General features: G+C 43.4%; 25 protein-coding genes. 3 read left to right on the top strand and 22 right to left on the bottom strand.

The annotated features are described in order from the left end of the window. Positions 1–14 precede the first annotated feature (14 nt). From BHE18_RS11595 to BHE18_RS11585, 3 genes are read right to left on the bottom strand one after another with little or no spacing between them, the layout of a single operon-like run. Entirely contained in the window at positions 15–677 is a 663-nt protein-coding gene (locus BHE18_RS11595; RefSeq protein ID WP_071618719.1) for a 3-oxoacid CoA-transferase subunit B, read from the bottom strand. Further along, on the bottom strand, positions 656–1,348 hold the full coding sequence (locus BHE18_RS11590) for a 3-oxoacid CoA-transferase subunit A (RefSeq protein ID WP_071618718.1): 693 nt from the start codon (positions 1,346–1,348) through the stop codon (positions 656–658). The genes BHE18_RS11595 and BHE18_RS11590 overlap by 22 nt, the downstream gene beginning before the upstream one ends. Then, complete coding sequence (locus BHE18_RS11585) at positions 1,329–2,669, bottom strand: aspartate aminotransferase family protein (protein ID WP_071618717.1); 1,341 nt, start codon at positions 2,667–2,669, stop codon at positions 1,329–1,331. Before BHE18_RS11585 ends, BHE18_RS11590 begins: the two co-directional genes overlap by 20 nt. 298 nt (positions 2,670–2,967) lie before the next feature. On the opposite strand from BHE18_RS11585, the gene BHE18_RS11580 reads away from it, so the two are divergent. Next, positions 2,968–4,767, top strand: coding sequence for a methyl-accepting chemotaxis protein (locus tag BHE18_RS11580; protein WP_235860307.1), 1,800 nt, complete (start codon positions 2,968–2,970; stop codon positions 4,765–4,767). A 62-nt stretch (positions 4,768–4,829) separates the two neighbouring features. Here BHE18_RS11580 and BHE18_RS11575 read toward each other — a convergent pair whose 3' ends face one another. The 5 genes from BHE18_RS11575 to rsgA all read right to left on the bottom strand — a co-directional run bounded on the left by BHE18_RS11575 (position 4,830) and on the right by rsgA (position 8,099). Next, the gene (locus BHE18_RS11575) at positions 4,830–4,982 is read right to left on the bottom strand and encodes a YjcZ family sporulation protein (RefSeq protein WP_071618716.1); all 153 of its coding nucleotides are present in this window, start codon (positions 4,980–4,982) and stop codon (positions 4,830–4,832) included. A gap of 390 nt (positions 4,983–5,372) precedes the next feature. Further along, a complete protein-coding gene (locus BHE18_RS11570) occupies positions 5,373–5,873 on the bottom strand; it encodes a PTS sugar transporter subunit IIA (RefSeq protein ID WP_071618715.1) in 501 nt (166 codons plus the stop codon). A gap of 108 nt (positions 5,874–5,981) precedes the next feature. After that, entirely contained in the window at positions 5,982–6,410 is a 429-nt protein-coding gene (gene msrB, locus BHE18_RS11565; protein WP_071618714.1) for a peptide-methionine (R)-S-oxide reductase MsrB, read from the bottom strand. Next, a complete protein-coding gene (gene msrA, locus BHE18_RS11560) occupies positions 6,407–6,946 on the bottom strand; it encodes a peptide-methionine (S)-S-oxide reductase MsrA (protein WP_071618713.1) in 540 nt (179 codons plus the stop codon). Before msrA ends, msrB begins: the two co-directional genes overlap by 4 nt. Before the next feature lie 112 nt (positions 6,947–7,058). Then, positions 7,059–8,099: a ribosome small subunit-dependent GTPase A gene (gene rsgA, locus BHE18_RS11555; protein ID WP_071618712.1), complete on the bottom strand. Its 1,041-nt coding sequence runs from the start codon at positions 8,097–8,099 to the stop codon at positions 7,059–7,061. A 334-nt stretch (positions 8,100–8,433) separates the two neighbouring features. Here rsgA and BHE18_RS11550 point away from each other — a divergent pair, with 334 nt between their 5' ends. After that, the gene (locus BHE18_RS11550) at positions 8,434–9,177 is read left to right on the top strand and encodes a DUF4397 domain-containing protein (RefSeq protein ID WP_071618711.1); all 744 of its coding nucleotides are present in this window, start codon (positions 8,434–8,436) and stop codon (positions 9,175–9,177) included. Positions 9,178–9,206: 29 nt separating this feature from the next. Here BHE18_RS11550 and BHE18_RS11545 read toward each other — a convergent pair whose 3' ends face one another. The 5 genes from BHE18_RS11545 to BHE18_RS11525 form a co-directional block, all read right to left on the bottom strand. Further along, on the bottom strand, positions 9,207–9,794 hold the full coding sequence (locus BHE18_RS11545) for a YpmS family protein (RefSeq protein ID WP_071618710.1): 588 nt from the start codon (positions 9,792–9,794) through the stop codon (positions 9,207–9,209). A gap of 30 nt (positions 9,795–9,824) precedes the next feature. After that, complete coding sequence (locus BHE18_RS11540) at positions 9,825–10,619, bottom strand: SGNH/GDSL hydrolase family protein (protein WP_071618709.1); 795 nt, start codon at positions 10,617–10,619, stop codon at positions 9,825–9,827. A 218-nt stretch (positions 10,620–10,837) separates the two neighbouring features. After that, positions 10,838–11,680 carry a DegV family protein gene (locus tag BHE18_RS11535; RefSeq protein WP_071618708.1) on the bottom strand — a complete coding sequence of 281 codons (843 nt, stop codon included), beginning with the start codon at positions 11,678–11,680 and terminating at the stop codon, positions 10,838–10,840. Between the two features lie 137 nt (positions 11,681–11,817). Next, a complete protein-coding gene (locus BHE18_RS11530) occupies positions 11,818–12,069 on the bottom strand; it encodes a DUF2535 family protein (protein ID WP_071618707.1) in 252 nt (83 codons plus the stop codon). A 96-nt stretch (positions 12,070–12,165) separates the two neighbouring features. Beyond that, entirely contained in the window at positions 12,166–12,819 is a 654-nt protein-coding gene (locus tag BHE18_RS11525; protein ID WP_071618706.1) for an SOS response-associated peptidase, read from the bottom strand. 183 nt (positions 12,820–13,002) lie between these two features. Between BHE18_RS11525 and trhA the strand changes: the two genes are divergently transcribed. Then, positions 13,003–13,641, top strand: a complete 639-nt coding sequence (trhA, locus tag BHE18_RS11520) for a PAQR family membrane homeostasis protein TrhA (RefSeq protein ID WP_071618705.1) — start codon at positions 13,003–13,005, stop codon at positions 13,639–13,641. A 325-nt stretch (positions 13,642–13,966) separates the two neighbouring features. Here trhA and BHE18_RS11510 read toward each other — a convergent pair whose 3' ends face one another. From BHE18_RS11510 to BHE18_RS11470, 9 genes are all read right to left on the bottom strand, one after another. Then, the gene (locus BHE18_RS11510; protein WP_071618703.1) at positions 13,967–14,452 is read right to left on the bottom strand and encodes a dihydrofolate reductase; all 486 of its coding nucleotides are present in this window, start codon (positions 14,450–14,452) and stop codon (positions 13,967–13,969) included. 47 nt (positions 14,453–14,499) lie between these two features. Continuing rightward, on the bottom strand, positions 14,500–15,456 hold the full coding sequence (locus BHE18_RS11505) for a thymidylate synthase (protein WP_071618702.1): 957 nt from the start codon (positions 15,454–15,456) through the stop codon (positions 14,500–14,502). Positions 15,457–15,547: 91 nt separating this feature from the next. Next, positions 15,548–16,240: an anthrax toxin lethal factor-related metalloendopeptidase gene (locus BHE18_RS11500; protein WP_071618701.1), complete on the bottom strand. Its 693-nt coding sequence runs from the start codon at positions 16,238–16,240 to the stop codon at positions 15,548–15,550. Between the two features lie 611 nt (positions 16,241–16,851). After that, positions 16,852–17,439 carry a YpjP family protein gene (locus BHE18_RS11495; RefSeq protein ID WP_071618700.1) on the bottom strand — a complete coding sequence of 196 codons (588 nt, stop codon included), beginning with the start codon at positions 17,437–17,439 and terminating at the stop codon, positions 16,852–16,854. Between the two features lie 616 nt (positions 17,440–18,055). Further along, positions 18,056–18,832, bottom strand: coding sequence for a class I SAM-dependent methyltransferase (locus BHE18_RS11490; RefSeq protein ID WP_071618699.1), 777 nt, complete (start codon positions 18,830–18,832; stop codon positions 18,056–18,058). 82 nt (positions 18,833–18,914) lie between these two features. Further along, positions 18,915–19,349, bottom strand: coding sequence for a BrxA/BrxB family bacilliredoxin (locus BHE18_RS11485; protein ID WP_071618698.1), 435 nt, complete (start codon positions 19,347–19,349; stop codon positions 18,915–18,917). Between the two features lie 40 nt (positions 19,350–19,389). Then, the gene (locus BHE18_RS11480; protein ID WP_071618697.1) at positions 19,390–20,517 is read right to left on the bottom strand and encodes a conserved virulence factor C family protein; all 1,128 of its coding nucleotides are present in this window, start codon (positions 20,515–20,517) and stop codon (positions 19,390–19,392) included. Between the two features lie 73 nt (positions 20,518–20,590). Then, a complete protein-coding gene (locus tag BHE18_RS11475; protein ID WP_071618696.1) occupies positions 20,591–22,486 on the bottom strand; it encodes an ABC-F family ATP-binding cassette domain-containing protein in 1,896 nt (631 codons plus the stop codon). Further along, positions 22,483–23,211: an HD domain-containing protein gene (locus tag BHE18_RS11470; RefSeq protein WP_083573722.1), complete on the bottom strand. Its 729-nt coding sequence runs from the start codon at positions 23,209–23,211 to the stop codon at positions 22,483–22,485. The genes BHE18_RS11475 and BHE18_RS11470 overlap by 4 nt, the downstream gene beginning before the upstream one ends. Positions 23,212–23,220 lie beyond the last annotated feature (9 nt).

Raw genomic sequence — 23,220 nt, 5'->3', positions numbered from 1 at the left:
CTCCTTTCCGCTTCTTAATCGATATAGAGTAAATCGGGGCTTGTCACAAAATCTGCTTCCGTGCAATCTTTGATTTCTTTTAACGTATAGGGACGGAATATTTCGACCAATATCAGCCGGCCTTGATTTATTGAAAAAACTCCCCTGTCTGTAATAATCATGGACACACACTGTTTAGCCGTTAAGGGGAGTGTACATTCTTTAACAAGCTTGCTGGCTTTATGCTTATCGAGGTGTGTCATTAATACAATCACCCTTTTCGCTTTGGAAGCAAGCTCTGTAGCCCCTCCCATGCCAGGCACTTTTTTACCGGGAATGATCCAGTTTGCCAAATCCCCTTTTTCACTTACCTGCAGAGAACCCAATATCGTTAAATCGATTTTGCCCCGCCTGATCATCGCAAAGGAAACAGCACTGTCTGTATAGCTCCCCCCGTTTACTAAAGAGACCGGGAACCCGCCTGCGTTGCATAAGTTTTCGTCTTCCTTCCCCTTTGGGGGAGCGGAACCTATTCCCACGATGCCATTTTCTGACTGAAAGACGGCTCCATACCCTGAAGGGAGATGATTGGGTACAAGGGAAGGGATGCCAATTCCTAGATTGACAGTCATTCCTTCTTTTACTTCCCGGGCAGCCCGCTTTGCGAGTTTATTCTTTATTCCCATATCCATTTCCAGTCGACTCCTTTAGAGGGTACAATATGATCGACGAATACACCGGAGGTCACGACCTCTTCGGGATCGAGCTCTCCTGTCTCCACTATTTCCTCAGCTTCTACAATGGTGATGTCTGCAGCCATTGCAACCAAAGGATTCGTGTTTCTTGCACTTTTGTCATAAATCAGGTTCCCAAATGGATCCGCTTTTTTTGCAAAGACGATGCCGACCTGGGAGGTTAAAGCGGACTCGAACAAATAAGACCCGCCGTCAAGATTTATCACGCGTTTCCCTTTGTTCAAGTATGGGTCGTCTACTCCGATATCGGTCAAGATTCCTTTAAGCCCCACGCCGCCTGCCCTGATTCTTTCAGCCAAAATTCCCTGAGGGGAAAATTCCACTTCAAGCTTGCCTTCACTCATCAAGGTTCCTGCAATCGGGTTCGATCCTATATGAGAGGCAATCACTTTTTTAACCCTGTTATCAGCAATCAGCTGGCCGATTCCTATATGAGGGAAACCGGTATCGTTGCCGATAATCGTAAGGTCTCTTATCCCCCATTCAAGAATGCACTTTATGAGTGAAGGGGGAGACCCCACACCGCCAAACCCGCCGAACATTAAACACATTCCGTGGAAAAACAGGGGCTGGATCTCTTCGTAGCTCCGTATTTTATTCAGTTTTTCTGACATTACGTACTTCCTCCCGAGTTTTTTCTATCGTCTGCAAGGTAGAACGTAACCGTTTGTATACTTCTTCGAGTTCCCGTTTAGAACTGTTCAACGGCGGAGCCAGTATAATGGCAGAACCCTTCCTGCCATCGATTCCGGCAGCAGCCGGGTACAGCAGGATTCCGTTTTCCACTCCCGCCGACACGACCGAAGAGGTAAAAGAACCCCCTGCTGCTTCACCTATCGGGTCAAATTCGATACCAAGCAATAGACCCTTGCCTCGTATTTCTCCCACAAATGAAAATTCATTTTTCAATTTAACCAGTAAATTTGTTAAATACGTACTTTTACTGTCCACACCATCAATGATCTTCTCAGAATCTATCAGTTTCAGGACAGCAAGAGCAGCGGCGGAAGACAGAGGATTCCCGCTGAATGTATGCCCGCTCATCACAACCCTTGTCCCATTTAAAATCGGATTCATCACACGGTCGGATATGAGTGTTGCCGCAATCGGGGAATAACCTGCGCTCAATCCTTTTCCCACTGCTGCAATATCTGCCTCTACCCCCCATTGCTCAAGGGCCATGAATGTACCGGTCCTTCCACATCCTGTCATGACTTCATCGGAAATGAACAAAATGTCATTCCTTTCACAGATTTCTTTAATGCGTAAGTAATAATCTTTAGGAGGAGTTATGGCGCCCCCTGCAGCCCCGATGATCGGTTCAGCCATGAAAGCGGCAATATTTTCCGCACCAATTCTTGATATCATAATTTCAAGCTGCTCGGCGCAGGCAAGTCCGCATGAAGGATACGTCTTGCCGAATGGACATTTTGAACAATATGGAGGCTCAATGGCCGGCCAATCCCCTATGACCGAATCGAAGCGCTCCCTCCGGACTGGATGACCAGAAGCAGATAAGGCCCCAAACGTGATTCCATGGTAGCTCAGCCACCTTGAAAGGATCCTCCGCTTGGAAGGCATGCCTTTTTCCTGCCAATGCTGCAGAGCAATCTTAATGGCCGTTTCCACTGCTTCGGAACCGCTGTTCACAAAGAAACTCCATGGATAGCCCGTTTTTTCATGAAGGAATGCTGCAAGGTCTTCAGCAGGCTGATTGCTGAACTGCGAACGATAGACAAATGCCACCTTGTTTCCCTGCTCTACTATTGATTGGATGATTTCTTCCATCCCATGCCCCAGATTAGCAGTGACTGCGCCTGAACATGCATCTACATATTCCCGCCCTGACTTGTCGTACAAGTAAATACCCTTCCCATAATCGATCATCGGATAATGATCACCAATCAAGGGTTTGATTAAATGTGAATGAGGCATATTCTCCCTCCCAAGACTAGAGTGTAAGCTCCCTTATCATTCGGCTGTTCATTAGATGAAAGTTCCCATACTTCATTCATATGTATGGAATCCCGAATCTTTCTTTGCATTTCAAAAAATATGAAACTTGATAGACAATCCTGACACAGAACGAAAAATAATACTAAAGTCCCGGTTTAACAGTTGAAATTCGACATAAAGTTACCTAAATAGACTAGATTAATCTGAATATTATAGGTAGAATAATGGTAAGTTCATCCTTTGATGCTACTTTTTTCACGTCCAGGAGGGGGATGCAGTGTTTAATAAAAAAGGTAAAAAACCAACCAAATTGCCTAAAGCGAAGAAAAAGAAAGCGGAAGGGCAAACAAAAAAGAAAGATCGGGGATTTCTTACATATTTCCGTACAATCCGCGGGAAAGTAGTGCTTTCATTTGGTCTATTGACCATCGTCTTATTGATTCTTGCTTCAACTTCTTATTACAATATGATGAAGCTGGAGAGTGAAATCAACACGCTGATACAGTACGACATGAAAGTGGATACGAAAGTGAAGGACTTATCGAAAGTATTGAATGACATTGAAATTGGTGAACAGGGATTTGTCATCACGGGAGCAGCCGGATTTTTGGCCCCTTATGATAATGGGAAGAGAGAAGTTGAAAACCATTTCAACGATCTGGCAAGCCTGTTGAAGGACGACAAGGAACAACTCGATAAAATGGAGAAAATCACCAAGCAATATGAATACTGGATTCAATTTGTTGACAGGGTCATAGAGACGAGGAAGGACGACGGGCTTGAAAAAGCGGCAGCACTGGTGGAATCAGGGACCGGTAAGAAATACCTCGACGGCATCCGCTCTTATGTCGATATGATTGTAGTAGATCAGGAAAAGGATCTTGCAATGAGGATCGATTCATTGAACCAGCAGGTAATGATATCCAAGATTGCGACAATCAGCTTATCCGCATTCGCTGTACTGCTCGCAGCCTTTTTCGGTTTTATTCTTTCTAAGAATATCAAAACCAATGTTAACAAAATCAGCCGTTCCATCCTTGAAATCGCCAACGCCGGCGGTGACTTGACGAAACGGATCAAGGTCAAGTCCAAGGATGAACTGGCCGGACTCGCGTCTGATACAAACCAGCTCATAGAAGGGATTTCCGTCTTGGTCAGACAAGTATCAGAAATGGCTGAAAATGTGTCCGCAAGTTCGCAGCAATTATTGGCATCCGCAGAAGAAACTTCTAGAACCATCACATCGATTGCCGAGACGTCAAGTGAAATTGCTGCCGGGACAGATCAGACAACCCTGAAGATGTCAAACTCATATGAAAAGATGAACAGCCTTGAAGAAGCAGCGCGCTTTCTCTTCGACCAGGCCGAATTGGTTAAACAGACTGCGAATGATATGAGGAGTGTAGCCGAAAAAGGAGGAGACTCCGTGCAGGCCTCCTCAACTAAAATGCAGAATATCGAAGAAACAATGGCCAATACAAGTCAAACAGTAGAAGCTCTTGGCAAGCGGTCCTCCCAGATCACCACCATTATCGGCACGATCACTGAGATTGCAGAACAAACCAACCTCCTCGCACTGAATGCAGCGATAGAAGCTGCCCGTGCAGGTGAACACGGACGGGGATTTGCAGTTGTAGCCGACGAAGTAAGAAAGCTGGCCGAACAATCACAAAAGGCTGCAAAAGGCGTGACGGAAATCGTACACAGTATTCAAGAAGAAGTAGATGAAATCATTAAACAAAACTCAGAAGGTGTGAAAGAAGTCATCGCCGGAGTGGAGATCACAAACGAAACAAATGCTTCCCTTGAAGATATCCTTAATCAGACGAATAAAACGACTGTTGTGGTGAATGAAATGGTGGATCATATACAAGCCACACTCGATCTGAGCCAGGAAGTCGCGAATTCATTTGCACAGGTAAATGAAATTGCTGTGGCAACCGCATCCAACACTGAGTCAACCGCAGCGGCATCCGAACAGGGGTCGGCTGCCATGCAGGAAGTCACTGCAAGTGCCTCTGAATTATCCCAGCAGGCTGAAAAACTTAAAGAACTTGTATCAAGCTTTAAAATATAGTCATCCTGAATAAATAAAAGGTGCCGAAGCAGACTGCTCCGGCACCTTTTGTTTCATCCAATTTATTTACAGTAACATACAGCTCCGATGATAATGAGCAAAATAAACAATACAACAATCAAAGCAAAGCCATTTCCGCAGCCTACTCCGCCAACTGGATATCCATAACCTGGGTGGCATTGAGTATATGCAGGTTCTACAGCACCTTTATACATATCTATCTCTCCTCATTTTTTATTTACAATGACAATGTATGTCAAGTGCCCGGCCACTGTTTGTGCATTTGCCCATTTTGCCCAAAAAAGAAAACGCATCGCTGGGGGAATTCTTAGTTTAGGTCCAAAAGCGAACATTTTAGAGTGGACTCTAAACACCGCTCATGATTTCCGTGCAAGACTTCGCTTTCCGCGGGTAGCCCCGAATGAAAAACTCCTCCATGCGCTAATGTTTTGGTTGGTGAACCAAAAATATTTAGCACCATAGAGGAGTTTTTTAATATTAGCTGAATGCTTTTTAAAAGATGCCTAGACTAGGGTTTTCTTTCCCATAAGAAAAGGGTGTGTCCACAGCCGCCTTGAAGCGGTGTACACACACCCTTTTACGTCTTACTCTGCAGTTATTTCCAACACTTCTTCTATGCCTGCCGTTACAGAAACAGCCTCTTTCTTAACCAGTTCACCCATGTTGTCTCCGTTTGTGAGGATGATAGGGGTAATCGTACTTTTCGCTTTTTCTTTCACCAAGTCCAGATCAAATGTAATAAGGGCATCCCCTTTACTCACTTTTGATCCTTCCGACACATGTGCTTCAAAGCCTTCACCATTCATGGAAACTGTTTCGAGGCCGATATGGATCAGCAGTTCAGCTCCATTTTTTGCTTTGATTCCGACAGCATGCTTAGTAGGGAAAAGCTGCATGATCTCCCCGTCCACCGGTGAAACGACCTTGCCTTCTGATGGATCGATTGCGATTCCATCTCCCATCATCTTCTGGGAGAATACCGGATCCGGAACCTCTTCCAGCGATTTGACCGTTCCTGTCAGCGGTGCAGATGCAACAACAGTTTTAGGTGCTTCCTCTTTTTTACCAAATAGTTTTTTCAGCATAAGACTTTCACCTTCCTATATTAAGTATTTACACATATGTACAGCTGTATAAACATGCAGATTTAATTTTAGCACATATGTGAAAGTACTCACAACAAAACCAGTTACTTAAAATAACTTCTTGTACTTACCGTATCCCTCTTCTTCAAGCTTTTCATATGGGATGAACCGTAGCGCCGCCGAGTTGATGCAATATCGCAGTTTCGCCGGACCCGGTCCGTCATCAAACACATGCCCTAAATGGGAATCAGCTGATTTGCTCCTCACTTCGGTGCGTACCATGAAATGGCTCCGATCCTCTTTTTCCTCAATTTCCGATTCATCGATCGGTTTTGTAAAGCTTGGCCATCCGCAGCCTGCATCGTATTTGTCCTTTGAGCTGAATAGCGCTTCTCCTGAAATGACATCAACATAGATTCCTTCTTTGAACTCATTCCAGTATTCATTTCTGAAAGGCGGTTCCGTCCCATTGTTCTGTGTCACTTCGTATTGGACTGGTGATAACTTTTTCTTGAGTTCTTCTTTATTTTTCATCATTTCTCCCCCCAATGTTCTTTTATAAATGACTTTCTTCCAGAACCATGGCTGTAACGCTCATAATGCACAGGGTTTTTCTTGTAGTAATCCTGATGATAATCCTCCGCAGGATAAAATTCCTTTGCAGGAAGGATGGCTGTTGCGATGGGCTTGTCAAATTTACCTGACGCCCCGAGTTCCTGCTTTGATTTCTCCGCTGCTGCCCTTTGTTCTTCATTATAATAAAAAATGGCGGTCTTATAGGAGTGGCCCCTGTCAAAAAATTGGCCGCCTGGATCTGTTGGATCGATCTGCTGCCAATACACGTCCAGTAATTTTTCATAAGGAAACACTTCAGGATCGAATAAGATTTGTACAGCCTCGTAATGTCCAGTCGTTTCAGAACATACTTCCTGATACGTCGGGTTCCGGGTGGTGCCTCCTGTATAACCCGAGGTGACACTTTCGATACCCGGCTGTTCATCGAAGGGTTTCACCATACACCAGAAACATCCCCCGGCAAATGCGGCCTTTTGTAACGTTTGCTCATTTGACATCCTCATCAACCTTTCATAGTGTTAATTAGACTTTTCCCTTTTTAAGAAATTTTAACTCATATAGGGAAAAAATCAAAAAGATTGACTCTGTAAAGAATCAATCTTTTAAACGTTATTTTAGCTTGCGCTGTTTCCCTATGTTTTTCCATTTTTTCCGTTCCAGGGATTCGAGCCGCTTGTTCCCTCTTCTTTCTGTATAAGCGATTTCCCTCTGAAGCTTGTGGTAATGATCCAATCGATTATGATCAAGCTCGCCTGCCAGGATCGCTTCCTTTATCCTGCAGCCCGGTTCACCTTCATGGGAGCAGTCATTGAATCTGCACGACAGTGCCAGCTCTTCGATATCACCGAATTTAGCAGACAATCCGTCCTGCCCCTGCCATAATTGTATTTCTCTCATCCCTGGTGTATCGATAAGGGAGGCCCCATTTCCCAACAGGAATAATTCCCTGTGCGTCGTCGTATGCCGTCCTTTATCATCACACCCCCTGACCTCTTTCGTTTTCTGCACATCTGCTTCAATGAGAAGATTTGTCAAAGTCGATTTCCCTACACCTGAAGAACCGACTAACGCCACTGTTTTACCCATTTCTAAATAGGGGTTCAACTGTTCGATTCCTTCTTTGGTGATTGAGCTGATGGTGAGGACCTTCACGCCGTATAATTTGTCCTCCACCGCTTTTCTCTTTTCGGCTGCATCTGTACAAGCATCAGCCTTCGTCAATACAACCACCGGATTCGCCCCGCTCTCCCAGCAGAGCAATAAATACCGTTCGATTCTTCCGATGTTCAACTCATCATTCAAGGAAGAAAGGATGAAAATTGTATTAATATTGGCAGCGATGATCTGTTCCTCCGCTTCCAAACCTGCTTTTTTCCTTGAAAATTTGCTTATTCTCGGGAATACTCTTTCTATGATATTACCTTCTTCATTAAGCAATACCCAATCCCCGACTGCAGGAAGACCCTCCCTGCTGACCGCTTCGAAGCGGAATTTCCCGGATATTTTACAAAGCAGGTCATCGGAAAAGGTCATCACCCTGTATGCGCCTTTTTGTTCGGTCACTACCCTTCCGAGCCTGGTTAGGCTTAAGTGTCCTTCCCCCAATGATTCCAGTTTATTCTCAAATAATTGTGTTCTGATCGTTTTCATCAATAGTCCTCCTAAAATAAAAAAATCCATTAGCGCTCTGCACGCCAACGGATTCATTCATAGGGTATAAGAAGACCACTAATTTAAATCACCGGTTAAAGCGGTATGCTGGCATGCAGAGACATATTTATACTGATATGCTTTTTGATTGATCATTTGTCTGCTCATATCTCATCACCCGCTTTCTGTAAGTTAAGTATATTATCGCTCAAAAATTCAGATGATTCAAGAAAAATTTTCTTTTTTTTGAGGAATATGTAAAAATGGGTACTTTCACCATTTTCCTTCATATGCATATTCTAAGGTGTTGAGAAAGATTAAAGGGGAGAAAGCGATGAGAAATCAACAGGATTACCTAAATAAGGCTTCATTATACGATTTACTGGCGGGATACTATAAATACAGTAACCCTTCCATGCATATCCATTATTATCAAAAACATTTAAAATATATGAATCTTGCCCTCCAAGCCCAGCAGAGAGAAATGAATCTTTCCAGCCAGCCAGCTTATGTCAGAGTGCTTCACGCCGTCCCCGATGCACCAAGTGTGGATATATATATCAATGCCAACCGTGTCTTAAGGGATGTGGCATTCAAGGATATCAGTGATTATCTTACGCTGCCTGCGGGCAAATATCACATAGATATCTATCCAGCCGGCACCGGCGTCAACACGCTGATCAGCAAAAAAGTTAAAATTGAGCCGGGCAAGGTATATACACTTGCTGCTGTCGGCTCCTCAAATAAACTGCAGCTGCTTCCATATATAGATGATCCGTCCGTCCCTAACGGGGAAACCAAAATCAAATTTATTCACCTCTCACCTGATGCCCCTGCGGTCGATATAGGTGTTAAAGGAGGAGACACAGTATTCCCGGACATTTCGTTCAAGCAGGCCACCGAATATTTAAATCTGACTCCGATGACGGTTAATCTTGAAGCAAGAATCGCGGGTACAAAAAATAAAGTGCTGGATATACCGGGCGTAAGTTTAAAAGCCAATCAGTCATATACCATTGTCGCCCTGGGATTCGCCGAGGGTGAACCCGGACTCGAAACTCTATTATTAAAAGGATAAAAAAGGATGACCATTTTGGTCATCCTTTTTTATTGAGCCTGATCTACAGGCACTAACAAGCGGAACATGATGTTGTCTTTTTCCAGATCAAATTCCTTTGCACGCACTTTAATATCACTTTTGAGTTTCATATCCTGAAGTGACACGTAAATCAACTCATCACTCGGCTGAATCTTAACCCATTCAGGAAAATTATATGAGTCCCTTATGACCTTCAAAACATATGATACAGGCAAGTTCAGGGCTCCAACTGAAATTGATTTCTGTTTAAGGAGGATATCCCCATTCTCCAGTGCCTTGGGTTCAAAGGTAAGCTTAAAATCCAGGTCTGATGTAAAAACAGGCACAGATCCATGTAATTCTACATCATCTTTTAATTTCACATCGTAGTCAACCGGACCTTTCAGGCCCTCTTCTTCAATATAGTGTTCAATGATGAGATTCAGGTCGTGCTTGTTCGATCTGACATCAAACCCCACTTCTTTGTCTGTATTATCTTTATTTAAGGGCAATTCATCGTTTTCGGCAGGAGCAAAAATCATGACTAATAATATGACGAGTCCTGCAATCAGCGCTCCTGATAAGGCAAAAAACCCTGCCTTCCATTTGTTCTTCATAACAGCTTCTCCTCTTCTGGCTATATATCGTTAATCGGTCAGTCTTGCAATTGTTTCCCCTTGTGAAAGAGTCTCAAACATTCGGTCCGCGATCAATTTATATCCTTCATCATTTGGATGGAAGTAATCTTCATAGAGCAGGGTATCCCCGCTGTCGATAAATAAATCGTCAATCTTTATAAAGAGCGTTTTATCATAGCTGCTCAATACCTGTTCGCTTGCACTGTTCCAATTGGAAATGATTTGATTTACTTCATCTATTTCAGAGAACCATGTATTAAATGGATTATACAGACCGACAAGCACGACCCCGGCATCCGGATTATAGCTTTTGATCGTCTTCATGATTTCAGCAAGCCTTTCTTGATACAAGCGTTTTTCTTCTTGAAAAACTTCCAGACTCAAATGAGATAGATTTTCCCTGAAAATCTTCATGACATCGTTTCCTCCAATAGTGATCATGACGACATCGGATTCTTCGATCGACTCTTTCACTTTGTCTTCTTTCAACCGTTTCAGCAGCTGATCTGTACGGTTTCCCCTAACCCCGTAGTTATGGAATTGTGCATTATTTATACCTTCCATAGATTCAAGGTGATCCTCAAGATAAGGAACATATCCTCCGCTTTTCGTGCTGTCGCCTACTCCCTGTGTGAGGGAATCCCCGATTGAGACGATTTTTAGATTTTTCGGTATGAAGTCTTCGTTTGGGGTCTCTTTATCCCATAAGGAAACTTCCCTTGTCACATGTTCCGCTGCATCTTCCATGGAACATCCCGATAATAGAAGAACAAAAGCAAGCATGAAGAAAGCTATTCTTTTCATCTGCTTCACCTCGCTTACACTTTAATATTATTATATCACGACAGTATATCAGTAAAACCTTTGTTAAGAATACATAAACGAATTGTAAACTGCTTTCTGATCATGAAAGTTCCTATATAGTAGTATATGTTATTAATTGTATATTTGAATCAAAAAGGTATTCAGGATTTTTCCAGTAATGTCAAAAACGGCGAAGGATCTCCCCGCCGTTCTGCGTTTTAATCTGTATAATACATAAACCCGATTGCCCCGATTCCTGTATGGGTGCTGATGACGGGAGTCGTTTCCCCTATCTCGAAATCATCAAACCCGGTCTTTTCTTTTATCTTATTTTTAATATTCTGTGCCAGTTTCATTCCATCCGCATGTACCAGGCCGACACCCCGGATCGTCTTCCCTTTGACGTCATCAACGAATTGGGAAGTTAAGTATTTTACCACCTGAGAATGACTTCGTACCTTTGCAACCGGGGTATACTCACCGCCTGCCAGTGATGCAATCGGTTTGATATTAAGCAAAGAGCCGATCATAGCCCGGCCCTTTCCGATCCTGCCGCCCTTTACAAGGTTTTCTAATGTGTCGACGACAACAAATAGATCTGTGTTATTTCGAATTTCTTCGATCGAGCTCAGGATTTCTTCAAGCGATTTTCCTGCTTTGGCAAGCTTGGCAGCTTCGATGACTTGAAAAGCAAGGCCCCTGGAAATGAATCTTGAATCTACAACCTTCACTTGTGAAGAAGACATTTCTGCAGCAGATTCTGCCGACCTTACAGTTCCGCTCATATTGCCGGTCATATGTATCGAGAGTATGATCGATCCATCTTTTCCTAATTCGTCGTATTTTTCCAGGAAAGCGCCGGCAGGAGGCTGCGAGCTTTTAGGGAGTTCCTTTGAATTCCTCATCTTTTCTAAAAAGCTCGAAGGATTCAGTTCAACCCTATCTAAATATGTTTCCCCATCGATGGTGATGGATAGAGGAACAACATGAATGTCCAAATCATTGATTTCTTTTTCTGTTAAATCTCCTGTTGAATCTGTAACGATTTTTATTTTGCTCAACTTAGCCACATCCTTCTACCATATCCCTTGTATTATAACGTTTACGAGTCAGGAATTAAATAGATTTTATCAATTGATGGTGTTTACGTTCCCAGAAAAGAAAAAGGCTGGATCCAGAGTGGATTCAGCGCAGGTGGTCATGCATTATTTTTCAACTCTGTATTGTGGTAAATTTGTTCATAATCGGACCATTTCATTGTTTTCTTCAGATGTTCCCTGAAACTGAATGCCGATCTGTTCGATTCGTCTTTGGAGATTTTCATTATGAAAGCATTTAATTTCAGATTTACTCTGAAGGAGAGCGGGCTGTCTTCCTTTAATACAGGGACTTCTAAGATTTTGACTTTCCTTCCATACTTTGATTTGAACTCAATGGTTTTTGTCAGCAAAGTATCAATCCTCTTTTATACCCGTTTGTATTCTTATTATACCTCAGGATGAAGCGCATATGATGTCTAATTTTGCAAAACTGAAAAAATTTGTGTTCAAGCAGGGCGGATACATTCTTTACTATCGTTTTTTGGCGAATTTACCATCATCGAAACCTCATAGCTCTTCATTTCATCCCCGGGATATGATCTTAATAGTGTTGAAGCTTCTTCAAACGGATATTTGTCCGTATCCAGCCATTTCTCAATATCATCATTATTTTTCAGCATGACCGGCATCCTGTCATGAACTGGATCGACCACGTCATTTGCCTTTGTCGTAAGGATGGTTGATGTAACCTTTCCATCACTTGTCCTGTCCCATAGTCCGGCAAAAACAAATGGTTCCTCACTCTTGAGAAGGAAGCGCACCGGAATTTTGCCATCTCTCCCTTTTCTCCATTCATAAAATCCATCCGAAAAAATGACCATTCTTCTTTTGTGCACCAATGAGCGAAAACTTGGTTTATCCAATAATGTTTCACTGCGCGCATTGATCAATGGTTTCCAATTATGCGTGTTTGCCCAGCCCGGAACAAGGCCCCACAACGTTTCCCCTGCCTTTCTTACACCGTTCTTGGAAATAAGCGACAGTACTTTTTGGGACGGGGCCACATTGTATCTCGGTGAAGTTTCTTCGATGAATTCATCAATCAAAAACTGGTTTACTAATTCTTCAAGCGGCGTCGAAAGAGAAAACCTTCCACACATAGATTTATCACCTCTGCAATATTTGTTTCTCCTATTACCGTATTCAACATCCCTATTCTTAAAAAGAGAGTAATCCAAACCACTCTTAAAAACAATATCTTTTGCAAAACGGTTGCAGATTTTGGTAAAGAGGATTACGATTAATACACAACATTTACTGTTCGTCAGAAAGGGTGTGTTCTTTTGACATATGACTTTGATTATTCAAATTGGAAAGAGGAACTTGCCAATGCCATCACCCATGGCATCGGCTTTATACTAAGCATCCCTGCATTGGTCATGCTGATCATCATATCCATAGACAGAGGTTCGCCGTGGCATATTGTCAGTTTTTCCATATTCGGGGCATCCATGATCCTTCTTTACTTATTTTCTACCCTGCTCCACAGCTTTAAACCCTCTAAGGCAAAGAACCTGTTCGCCGTCCTTGATCACTCGGCTATTTATATCTTAATTGCAGGGACATATACTCCGTTCATGCTTGTGAGTGTAAGGGGTGCTCTTGGCTGGACCCTTTTCGGGATCGTGTGGGGGCTTGCCGTAGCGGGAGTGGTATTCAAATGCTATTTCGTCGACCGGTATCAGGTGGTCTCCACCCTTTTTTATCTGGTTATGGGATGGCTTGTGATCATCGCCGTAAAGCCGCTTTATTTCAGTCTTTCCGGGGCTGGGTTCTCCCTGCTGCTAGCCGGAGGCATCCTGTATTCGGTAGGCGCCATCTTCTATGTATGGAATAAGCTTCCCTACAACCATGCAATCTGGCATTTATTTGTCCTTGCTGGAAGCGGATGTATGTATTTTTGTATTTTGCTTTATGTTTAAATTAAAAAAGTGCCTGGAACAAAACTAAAATATTCTCACTTAAAGGCCAACAGTTATAGCATAAGCCTTAAATACCGCTATTGATTTCCGTGCAAGACTTCGCTTTCCGCGGGCGGTTGGTGAGCCTCCTCGGCTTTTCGCCTGCGGGGTCTCACCTAACACGCTTTTCCCGCAGGAGTCTGCGTCTTGCACTCCAATCAACCGCTGGAAAGAGCTGAAAACAATAAAAAGTACATTGAACATGACTAAAAAACCGCACGAATTTGCATCCTAATTCGTGCGGTTTTTAATTAAACTAAGACACATTTTTGACTGTGTTCTTCTTTTACTTTCGGTCATATGTCATAAAGTAATAATCGTATGGGTTTTTGTCATCTTTAGGGCCTTTTTCCTTGCTTTTCAGTTCCCATTCTTCTTTATCAAAGGGAGGAAAGAAAGTGTCACCATCGAATTCTTCCTCTATTTTGGTAACATAAAGACGGTCTGCATAAGGAAGCATCTCATTAAAAATCTCGGCTCCGCCAATCACAAAGATTTCTTCCTCCTGACCTGCACCAAGTTGAGTTATCTTCTTCAGGTCATGTATAACATTACATCCCTCGGCCACAAAATCTTTATCTCTTGTGATCACAATATTCTCTCTTCCAGGGAGTGGCCTGCCGATTGATTCAAAGGTTTTTCTCCCCATGATGATCGGTTTTCCCATTGTCGTTTTTTTAAAGAAAGCCAGGTCAGCCGGCAGGTGCCAGGGAAGTTCATTGTTTTTTCCGATTGCTGACTTTGAGTCCATTGCTACGATAAATGAGATCATTACTTATCCCCTTTCAATTCCAATTATAAGATTGGAGCTGCATACGATTAAACAGCAACCGGTGCTTTAATGGAGGGATGAGGGTCGTATCCTTCCAATTCAATGTCTTCCATTTCAAAATCAAACACCGATTCGACATCGCTGTTCAGTGAAAGCTTTGGAAATGCCCTAGGTTCACGGTCAAGCTGTGTGGTGATTTGGTCAATATGATTGGTATATATGTGCGCATCCCCAATTGTATGGACAAAGTCCCCTACAGAAAGGCCGCATTCATGGGCGATCAAGTGGGTCAACAGTGCATAGCTTGCTATATTGAAAGGGATTCCGAGGAAGATATCCCCGCTGCGCTGGTAAAGCTGACAGCTCAATTTACCATCCGCGACGTAAAATTGAAACAGGGTATGACATGGCGGCAGTCCCATCATCGGGACGAATTCCGGTGACCAGCTGGATAAGATCAAACGTCTTGAGTCAGGATTGACCTTTATCTGTTCGATCAAGTCCTTCAACTGATCAATTGCCCCGCCTGAAGTCGTTTCCCATGCCCTCCATTGCTTGCCGTAAACCGGTCCCAGGTCACCAAATTTCTTTGCAAACTCATCGTCATTAAGGATACGCTCTTTAAAGTGCTCCATTTCCCTTTGATACAGTTTATTGAACTCCTCATCATTCTGGCTTCTCAATCCGAAATCCTTCATGTCCGGGCCTGAATATTCACTGCTCTCCACCCAGTTCTTAAAAGCCCATTCATTCCAGATGTTGTTATTGTGCTGCAGCAAATAACGGATATTTGTATCCCCTTTTATGAACCACAGCAATTCACTTGCCACCAGCCGGAAAGGCACCCGTTTGGTAGTCAGAAGCGGAAATCCTTTGGATAAGTCAAACCTCATTTGATAGCCGAAGACTGATAGAGTGCCGGTCCCTGTCCGGTCCTCTTTTCTGAAACCGTTGTCCAGTACATGACGGCACATATCCAGATATGCAAATTCTCCGTGTTTCATTGTCATCGCTCCTTCGCTGAATATAAATTTCGTTATGTATAGCAGAAGGATATACCTTCTGCTTAATTGTGTACTCGATCATCATTGAGAGTCAACCCAATGATTTAAAATATTGATACGTAGATGGAGCCTTTCTTTTCAATAGATTCCTTGAATCTTTGCTTAAATAATATAAAGCAAATGTTTCAGCAAAATACTCTTCCTGGTAATCTATGAAGTAAGATTGACCAGGAAATAAAAGAGGCGCCTCTTTTTTCCATATATGTGTAAACGCCATATCCGAGTAGGGATCGTTGATAACATATCGATCAATGCTGTGGGCAAGTTCATGTAATTCCAGGTTCACGGAATCATGCCCTTTTCCTTTTTCGCTATGTCCGATCTTTACCAGGACGAGTTTGGAACCTCCTATCCCGGGAACATCGTCCCAGGTCGTATCCTTATTCGTATATCCTCTTGGCGTCACGCCTTTTAAGTGACTGGTAGTAGAAAAATCCGTTAAATTCCTTTCGAATAAACGGACTTTTATCTCTTGATTATCGACAGCACTGAGTAAATGGCGTGGAATATGATCAAGCCTGCTGATGATGCCCCTCGCTTCACTTTTATCAAAATCTGTTTCCGGCAGCAGGACAATGTTCTCCAGCTGTTCTTCTGAATTTAATTTCATGGCGGTTTTAATGGAAGAATGCTTTAAAAGAATACCGCTGTAATTTGCCTGTGTCTGCTTCCAGACGATCAGAGAAGCTACGATCAGGACGAGAATGATGGATGCACGTTTCATGTAAGAGAACCTCCATTAACGACAGTTCTACTTACTATTCTACCATACTATTAGATTATCTTTTACGAAAGAATCCTTCCAATTCATCAGGTATCAACTGATTTGAGCCATAAAATAGCTGAGAAAAAACTAGTGTAGGTTCTTTATATCGCTAATGATTTCCGTGCAAGACTACGCTTTCCTCGGGTAGCCCGTGAGCCTCCTCGTCTCTGCGTTCCTGCGGGGTCTCACATGTCCAGCTCCGGCGGCTAGCCCCTCGAGGTCATAAGATAAATGGACCAAAAAGGCAAAAAACGCCTTTCCGGCCCATTCATCTTATGCTTGTCGGGGCTGAGCAAGCCGCCTCCGCTTTTCTATTGTCCAGCTGCAGGGCTTAGAGGCACATGTCATAAGCCAAACCGCCTCTGAGCAAAGCCCTTCCGCTTTTCTTATTAGCTACTCTTCCCGCAGGAGTCTTCGTCTTGCACTCCAATCAACCGCTGTAAAGAACTGACTATCCAAAAGTATATTCTAACAAAAAGCCCAAACTAATCAGCCCTTGAATAGGCAAACTAGTTCGGGTTTTACTTAGGCAAAAATTATTTTGTCCCAGCCTCTTATGTACATTTGTTCTATGAAACACTCATCCACTGAGGTGGAGTGTTTTTATCCCAATAAATGCTGCCTAAATCATGATGGGTCTGGAAATCATCATGGACAGTATGGTAGTGGAAATTGAAATAATAGCCGTCTTTGGGAGGATGATCTTTTCTTACGTGAAAACGGATGACATCTTCTCCCGATCTGTTATCGTAAATATGAAAGATTTTCTCTGTTTTTGCATAATGAGGAACTTCTGAGATGACGAGGAATGATAAATCTTCTTCATACTGTGAAGCGGTCTGCTCGATTGCGCGTTCCATCTTTGGAAGGATGACGCTCTTGAACTCATCTTCAATCGATGGCTTAATCTTGGCTCCGAATTTCAAGTATGAATTTTCCTCTGCCTTCTCCATTATCTGGTCCATAAAATCTTCTCTTGTCAGAACCGTTTCTTCTTGATGGACTTCTTCTTCCGAGCTTTCAACCGAGGATGGTTTTCCGCTTGTTTTGGCGAGAGCATGACCTTCCTCATTCAGGAATGCCTGCGAGGGTGAGACCAGTCCAAATGTAAGGATCGATATTAGAACAAAAAACGACTTTTTGAACCAAGTTGACATAGATAACGTCCCTTCCTATGTATTGCTTCTATTATTATACTATTTTTTACGTTTAAAAAGTGAAAAAGGTTTCATTTTTTTGTAGGATATAAAAATATTTCTGTGGTAGTATATTAATGAGGATATTTTGTTAGGAGGAGCACTAGAATGGATACTGGAATTATGATTAATATTGGTTATTTATTGTTATTGGGGTATTTTGTGGTTCTTGGGTTCACTGACTGATGTTAAAAAGCTGACAGGCAATGTTGATGCCTGTCTTTTGTTTTGTTCATCAAGTATTAAATTGTCCGTTACTTTCCGCTGCAGGCATAAGATTCCCCGGGGAGGAAGTCGACCCTCCCCGGCGTACCGCCTGCGGGTTAGAAAAGCGGAGGCGGCTCGTTCAGAGGCGACAAGCATAAGGCGAACAAGCCGGAAAGGCGCTCTTTGCCTTTTTGGCTTGTTTGACTAATGACCTCGAGCCTCTAGTCGCCTGAGCTGGACAAGTCTCGACTTTTCCTCTATGTCCCGTCGGAGTCAAATGCCTTCCGCTCCAATCCACTCAGTATTTTCAACACAATGTTCTTTCATTTTATTTAACTCACTCATCCAATCATACATAGTAAAAAGTATATTACAGCTCAATGACTCCAAAGTGAAATTTGGCTGAGGGTCTTTTGATGACGTGGAATCCGTGTTGGTCGAATAGTGGTGACTGGTAGTGGTTTTTCATGACGATTCTCTTACGGGCAACACGCTTTGCCTCTTCTATCACTTCTGCCGTCATTGGCGTATAGGCTGCCCAGTTCCTGATCGGATTGATGCCTGTTGAATCTGTGAGTGCTTCCTCGAACATAGGGTCAAAATAGACGACATCCATTGATTTGTCCCCGCAGTCAATCAATTTTTCTTCGAATCTCCCATAACAGACTTCAACTCTTTTCATCGCTTCGTTCAGTTCTTCAAGGGGGGATACCCAGTTTCTCAATCCTTCAGAAATGATATAGGCGATATACTCATTTGCCTCTATCCCTTTCACCATTCCCTCAGTTCCGGTTATATGACTTGCGATGATACTGTCTGAAGCAAGCCCAAGTGTACAATCCAGGAAACTCATCCCTTCCTCAAGGCTTGCCGCTTCCACAAGGGGATCACTTTCACCCCTCATTAATCTCTTGATCCGGAATGATGCTGAGTTAGGATGAAAGAAGAAGGGTTCTCCACTCTTTTCCCTCTCATGAAGCTCCAGGCGTTCTTTACCTGCCACCAGACAGTCCCTGCCCAGTCTGTCCATATGGTGGATCAGTGATTTTTTTCCCCGCTCAATATACGGAATCTTCAAATCGGAAGCGATTTGAAGCGCTTTTCCGATGACTTTCTCGTTCGCTCTCCCGCATGTTGTTACAAACAATTCGGTAATCTCCTTTATGATTCATTTTTTGTAAATGATAACACAAAAAGGGGGAACCCATGTTGAGTTCCCCGTGTATTCCTCAGCAATATTTGTCGAATGCAGAGGTCAAGTTTGAAATGATGTCTGCGATGTCATGATCTTCAATTTCTTCTCTTGGAATGAAATGAACCACTTCTTTCCCTTTCAGCAATGCCATAGATGGGGATGAAGGCTCATATCCCTCGAAGTATTCACGCATCTTCATCGTTGCTTCCTTATCCTGGCCGGCAAACACTGTCACAAGCTGATCGGGAGCTTTTTCATGATTAAGAACGGACTGTGTGGCAGCGGGCCTTGCAAGTCCCGCTGCACATCCGCAGACTGAATTCACGACTACCAGTGTCGTTCCTTCTGCATTCTCCATAAACTGCTCAACTGCTTCTTCGTCGCCGAGCTCCTTGAACCCCGCCTGGACAAGTTCCTGTCTCATAGGTTTCACTAGTTGTCTCATGTACTCTTCATAAGCCATTGACATGAATTAATTCCCCCCACTGTATTTTAAATTCGACTTTATATTAGTCCTGCATACGTGCTTCGGTCATTTGTTTCCAAACAGAACCTTTGGCTTCTTCTCCGCCTTCAATGCGTTCGATCGCCATTTTCACTTGCAGCTTCACTTCGAATTCCGGGTCATCTTCTGCTGCTTTTAAACCAGGAAGTGCTGATTCATCGCCTTCTTCGTAAAGAAACATAGCAGCACGCCATCTCACCAATTTACTTTTATCTTTCAATGCATCCACCATCTGCGGCATTGCCTGTTTGAATCCGAGATCGGATAAACAGTCACCTGCAGTACGGCGGACCGAAACAGATTTATCCTTAAGGCCCCTGTATAAATACGGCAATACCCGCTCGTCCTCGATCATCCCTAAATATACAACAGCCAAACGCCGGATCGACACTTTCTCATCCTCAAGTGCCTTTTCAAGGACAGGAAGATCTTCAAGGGAAGGGTCATCCATCGCTTCAAGCCTTTGATACCTGGTTTGCCAATCCGGCGCACCTAGGTCCTCCAGTGTGATTTTATGTTTATTTCGGCGGACAGGCTGTACTTCAGACCTGGTTTCGACTGCCTGTTCTGCGAGCCTTACCAGTCTTGAAACTGGATATGCAGCCGTCAATTCTTCTACAACATCGCTTCCAATATCGTCCAGCTCGCCATACCTTACACCATGCTCCTTCCACTTTCGGAGCAAAACTACATTGTCCCCGTCCTGCTGGGCATCTGCCAATGCTTTCATAAACTGCTCAGGAAGTGAAAAGCGTTTCTCCGTTTCTCCATCTGTTACCTTGACCTGCATGGGGATGCCTTTAAACATTTGCACGGAGACATTCACTTCACCAAAATGTTCTTCCATCCGGGATTCGGCCGATTCCTGGTGAGTCTCTTCACCGAATGCTTTTCTCACCTTCGGGAGGAGCTCCTGCCAATCGAACTTCGCATTTCTCTCAACGGCAAGGAAGTCTGCCACATGATAAACTCCCTTGATTCCGTCTATAAGAAGGATGTCTTTAATAATTGAAGGCGCACCTTCAGACTGATCTTTTTTGTAGTTATTACTTTTCCCAGCTTCAAGTTCCCTATCCAGGAGAATCTTCATCGTATTAGGGCTGGGCGTAGGTTCAATCGATACGATTTTCAAGATTAATCACCTTTCTGCCATCTCTATTTTATTCCATCATAACACAGTTAATATTCTGTAAAAAACAAAGCGCTTAATCAGCAAATTCAGAGAGATAGCTCCATCTTTCAATCAAGTGTTCCAGCTCGTCGTTCAATTGCTGGCTTTCATTCATCAATTCCTGTGCCCGTTCAAAATTGCTGCCTGCACGTTCAAGTTCTTCCTGCACGCTTTCCAGTTTCTCTTCAAGGGAAGCAATTTTCCCTTCAATTTCATCCCATTCGCGTTTTTCCATATAAGACAGCCTTTTTTTATCCTTCTCCGGCTGCTGATCCGTCAGCTTTGGTGCCGGGTCCTGTTTTTTCTCTTCTGCTGCCGACTTTTTCACTACAGCTTCGGCTTCCTCTAAATACTCTGTATACTCCCCAAAGTAGGTGCCGATGTCTCCTTCCCCGTTAAAGACGAGCAATTGGCCGGCCGTCTTGTCCAGGAAGTACCGATCATGGGATACAGTCACTACGACACCTGAAAAATCATTTATATAATCTTCAAGGACAGTCAGTGTTTCTGTATCCAAATCATTGGTAGGTTCATCCAGCAGTAGGACATTAGGCTTTTCCATCAGTAATTTCAGGAGAAACAGCCTCCGCTTCTCCCCGCCCGAAAGCTTGCGGATAAGGGTACCGTGAGTACTCATCGGGAAAAGAAAACGCTCAAGCATGGAGGTGACTGAGATCCTTTCTCCCTTATCCGTGGTGATGAATTCCCCGGCTTCCCGGAGATATTCGATCATCCGCATGTTTTCATCCAATTCTTCATGCCCCTGGGTATAGTAAGCTATTTTAACGGTTTGCCCTGTAATCAGTTCTCCGGTATCCAAGACGTCCGCCCCTGAGAGAATGTTAAGAAAAGTCGACTTTCCGCTGCCGTTCTTACCGACGATCCCGATTCTGTCACCGGGCTTGATTAAGTAATTGAAGTCTTTAAGTATCAACTTGTCATCAAAGGTTTTCGTTGCCTGCTTCAATTCAAATACCTGCTTGCCGAGGCGGTTCCCGCCGATTGCAATTTCCACTTGTGCATTGTCAGGGCCGGACGACATATTCTCCTGCAGATTTTCGAACCGCTGGATTCTTGCTTTTTGCTTTGTGGTCCTTGCTTTAGCACCTCTTCTCATCCATTGAAGTTCACGGCGATACAGGTTTTGCTGCTTCTCAGAAATAAGGCGTTCGTTTTCCTGCCTTGTCGCCTTCGCTTCTATGAAGGAAGCATAATTCCCGGTATAAGAATAGAGTTTGCCTCCAGCCAATTCGAACGTCCTGTTTGTGACACGATCAAGGAAATACCGGTCATGCGTCACGAGGAGTACTGAGCCTTTATATTTTGATAAGTAATCTTCCAGCCATTTAATGGATTGAAAGTCGAGATGGTTTGTAGGTTCATCCAGTATGAGAAGGTCAGGGGTCTCGATAAGCACACTTGCAAGTGCCACTCTTTTCTTTTGCCCTCCCGAAAGTTCATTCATTTTTTTTGAAAAATCATATATGCCCAATTTGGTGAGGATAGCCTTAGCATTGGCATTTGCCTCCCATGCATGGAGCATATCCATCCTCTTCTGTGCTTCAAATAACCGCTCCTGCAAAGTGGGGCTTTCAGGGTCACTTTCCATTTCCAGAAGGGCGGTTTCATATTCCCGCATGGCTTTGATCATTTTTGCCTCTCCGCTGAAAACCTGGCCAATGACGCTCAAATCACCGTCTATATCGGGTTCCTGAGGCAAATAAGCAATATGATAATCTCCAGGTGATGTAATTTCACCGGAATCATATTCTTCAATCCCGGCTATCAACTTGAGGAGACTTGATTTACCTGTTCCGTTGACACCGATCAGGCCGACTCTTTCCTTTTCAATTATAGAAAACGAGATACTGTCAAATAACGTTTTCTCTCCGTATGATTTTGACAGGTTCTCAGCTGTTAACATTCTCATTCTTGACCATTCCATTCTTTGTTGAATTGCTTCAGGAAGTGGAGCATGAAGTCATGACGATCTTCAGCAATGGCCTTCCCGGTTTCCGTGCACATCAAATTTTTCAACTTTAATAATTTCTCGTAAAAATGATGGATACCCGAACTTTTTCCTGTCCGGTATTCCTGAAGGGTCATTACGGACCTTTCTTCTATATCAGGGTCATATAATACCTGGCCTTTCTTCCCGCCATATGCAAATGTCCTGGCGATGCCGATTGCCCCTATGGCGTCCAATCTGTCTGCGTCCCTTACAATCATTGACTTTATGGAAGTCAGCGGTTTTTCATTTCCGCCTTTGTAGGAAATCGAGAAAATGATGTCGTACAGCTCTTCCTTCTCTTCTTCTTTTAAAGAGAGCATGGATACGTATCCATCAAGCTTTCTCTTCCCCTCTTCCTCAGAAAAATTAAGCTTATCATCAGGAACATCGTGAAGCAGGGCGGCCAATTCGATGATATATGTATCTGTTATTTTTTCCCGTTCTGCAATAAGCAGGGCATTTTTTCTCACACGTTCAAGATGATGCCAGTCATGACCAGAAGATTCATCTTTGAATTCCTGCTTTAATGCTTGTATCAGCTTATCTATTTCGTCCCGGCTCACATCATCATCACCTTTCTTTCTTATTGTAACAAAAAACGGGGCGTAACGATTAAAGAGATGACATATAAGCTTTACACTCATCCATCATCT

Source organism: Rossellomorea aquimaris, assembly GCF_001877785.1.
GTDB classification, from domain to species: domain Bacteria; phylum Bacillota; class Bacilli; order Bacillales; family Bacillaceae_B; genus Rossellomorea; species Rossellomorea aquimaris_A.
This window is presented reverse-complemented; position numbering and strand designations above follow the sequence as displayed.

Bases quoted from the DNA above. Each gene is read 5' to 3' on its own strand.
- BHE18_RS11590 (WP_071618718.1), bottom strand. From the start codon at position 1,348: ATGTCAGAAAAACTGAATAAAATACGGAGCTACGAAGAGATCCAGCCC.
- BHE18_RS11585 (WP_071618717.1), bottom strand. From the start codon at position 2,669: ATGCCTCATTCACATTTAATCAAACCCTTGATTGGTGATCATTATCCG.
- BHE18_RS11575 (WP_071618716.1), bottom strand. From the start codon at position 4,982: ATGTATAAAGGTGCTGTAGAACCTGCATATACTCAATGCCACCCAGGT.
- BHE18_RS11570 (WP_071618715.1), bottom strand. From the start codon at position 5,873: ATGCTGAAAAAACTATTTGGTAAAAAAGAGGAAGCACCTAAAACTGTT.
- msrB (WP_071618714.1), bottom strand. From the start codon at position 6,410: ATGATGAAAAATAAAGAAGAACTCAAGAAAAAGTTATCACCAGTCCAA.
- msrA (WP_071618713.1), bottom strand. From the start codon at position 6,946: ATGTCAAATGAGCAAACGTTACAAAAGGCCGCATTTGCCGGGGGATGT.
- rsgA (WP_071618712.1), bottom strand. From the start codon at position 8,099: ATGAAAACGATCAGAACACAATTATTTGAGAATAAACTGGAATCATTG.
- BHE18_RS11550 (WP_071618711.1), top strand. From the start codon at position 8,434: ATGAGAAATCAACAGGATTACCTAAATAAGGCTTCATTATACGATTTA.
- BHE18_RS11545 (WP_071618710.1), bottom strand. From the start codon at position 9,794: ATGAAGAACAAATGGAAGGCAGGGTTTTTTGCCTTATCAGGAGCGCTG.
- BHE18_RS11540 (WP_071618709.1), bottom strand. From the start codon at position 10,619: ATGAAAAGAATAGCTTTCTTCATGCTTGCTTTTGTTCTTCTATTATCG.
- BHE18_RS11525 (WP_071618706.1), bottom strand. From the start codon at position 12,819: ATGTGTGGAAGGTTTTCTCTTTCGACGCCGCTTGAAGAATTAGTAAAC.
- BHE18_RS11510 (WP_071618703.1), bottom strand. From the start codon at position 14,452: ATGATCTCATTTATCGTAGCAATGGACTCAAAGTCAGCAATCGGAAAA.
- BHE18_RS11505 (WP_071618702.1), bottom strand. From the start codon at position 15,456: ATGAAACACGGAGAATTTGCATATCTGGATATGTGCCGTCATGTACTG.
- BHE18_RS11500 (WP_071618701.1), bottom strand. From the start codon at position 16,240: ATGAAACGTGCATCCATCATTCTCGTCCTGATCGTAGCTTCTCTGATC.
- BHE18_RS11495 (WP_071618700.1), bottom strand. From the start codon at position 17,439: ATGTCAACTTGGTTCAAAAAGTCGTTTTTTGTTCTAATATCGATCCTT.
- BHE18_RS11485 (WP_071618698.1), bottom strand. From the start codon at position 19,349: ATGTCAATGGCTTATGAAGAGTACATGAGACAACTAGTGAAACCTATG.
- BHE18_RS11475 (WP_071618696.1), bottom strand. From the start codon at position 22,486: ATGAGAATGTTAACAGCTGAGAACCTGTCAAAATCATACGGAGAGAAA.
- BHE18_RS11470 (WP_083573722.1), bottom strand. From the start codon at position 23,211: ATGAGTGTAAAGCTTATATGTCATCTCTTTAATCGTTACGCCCCGTTT.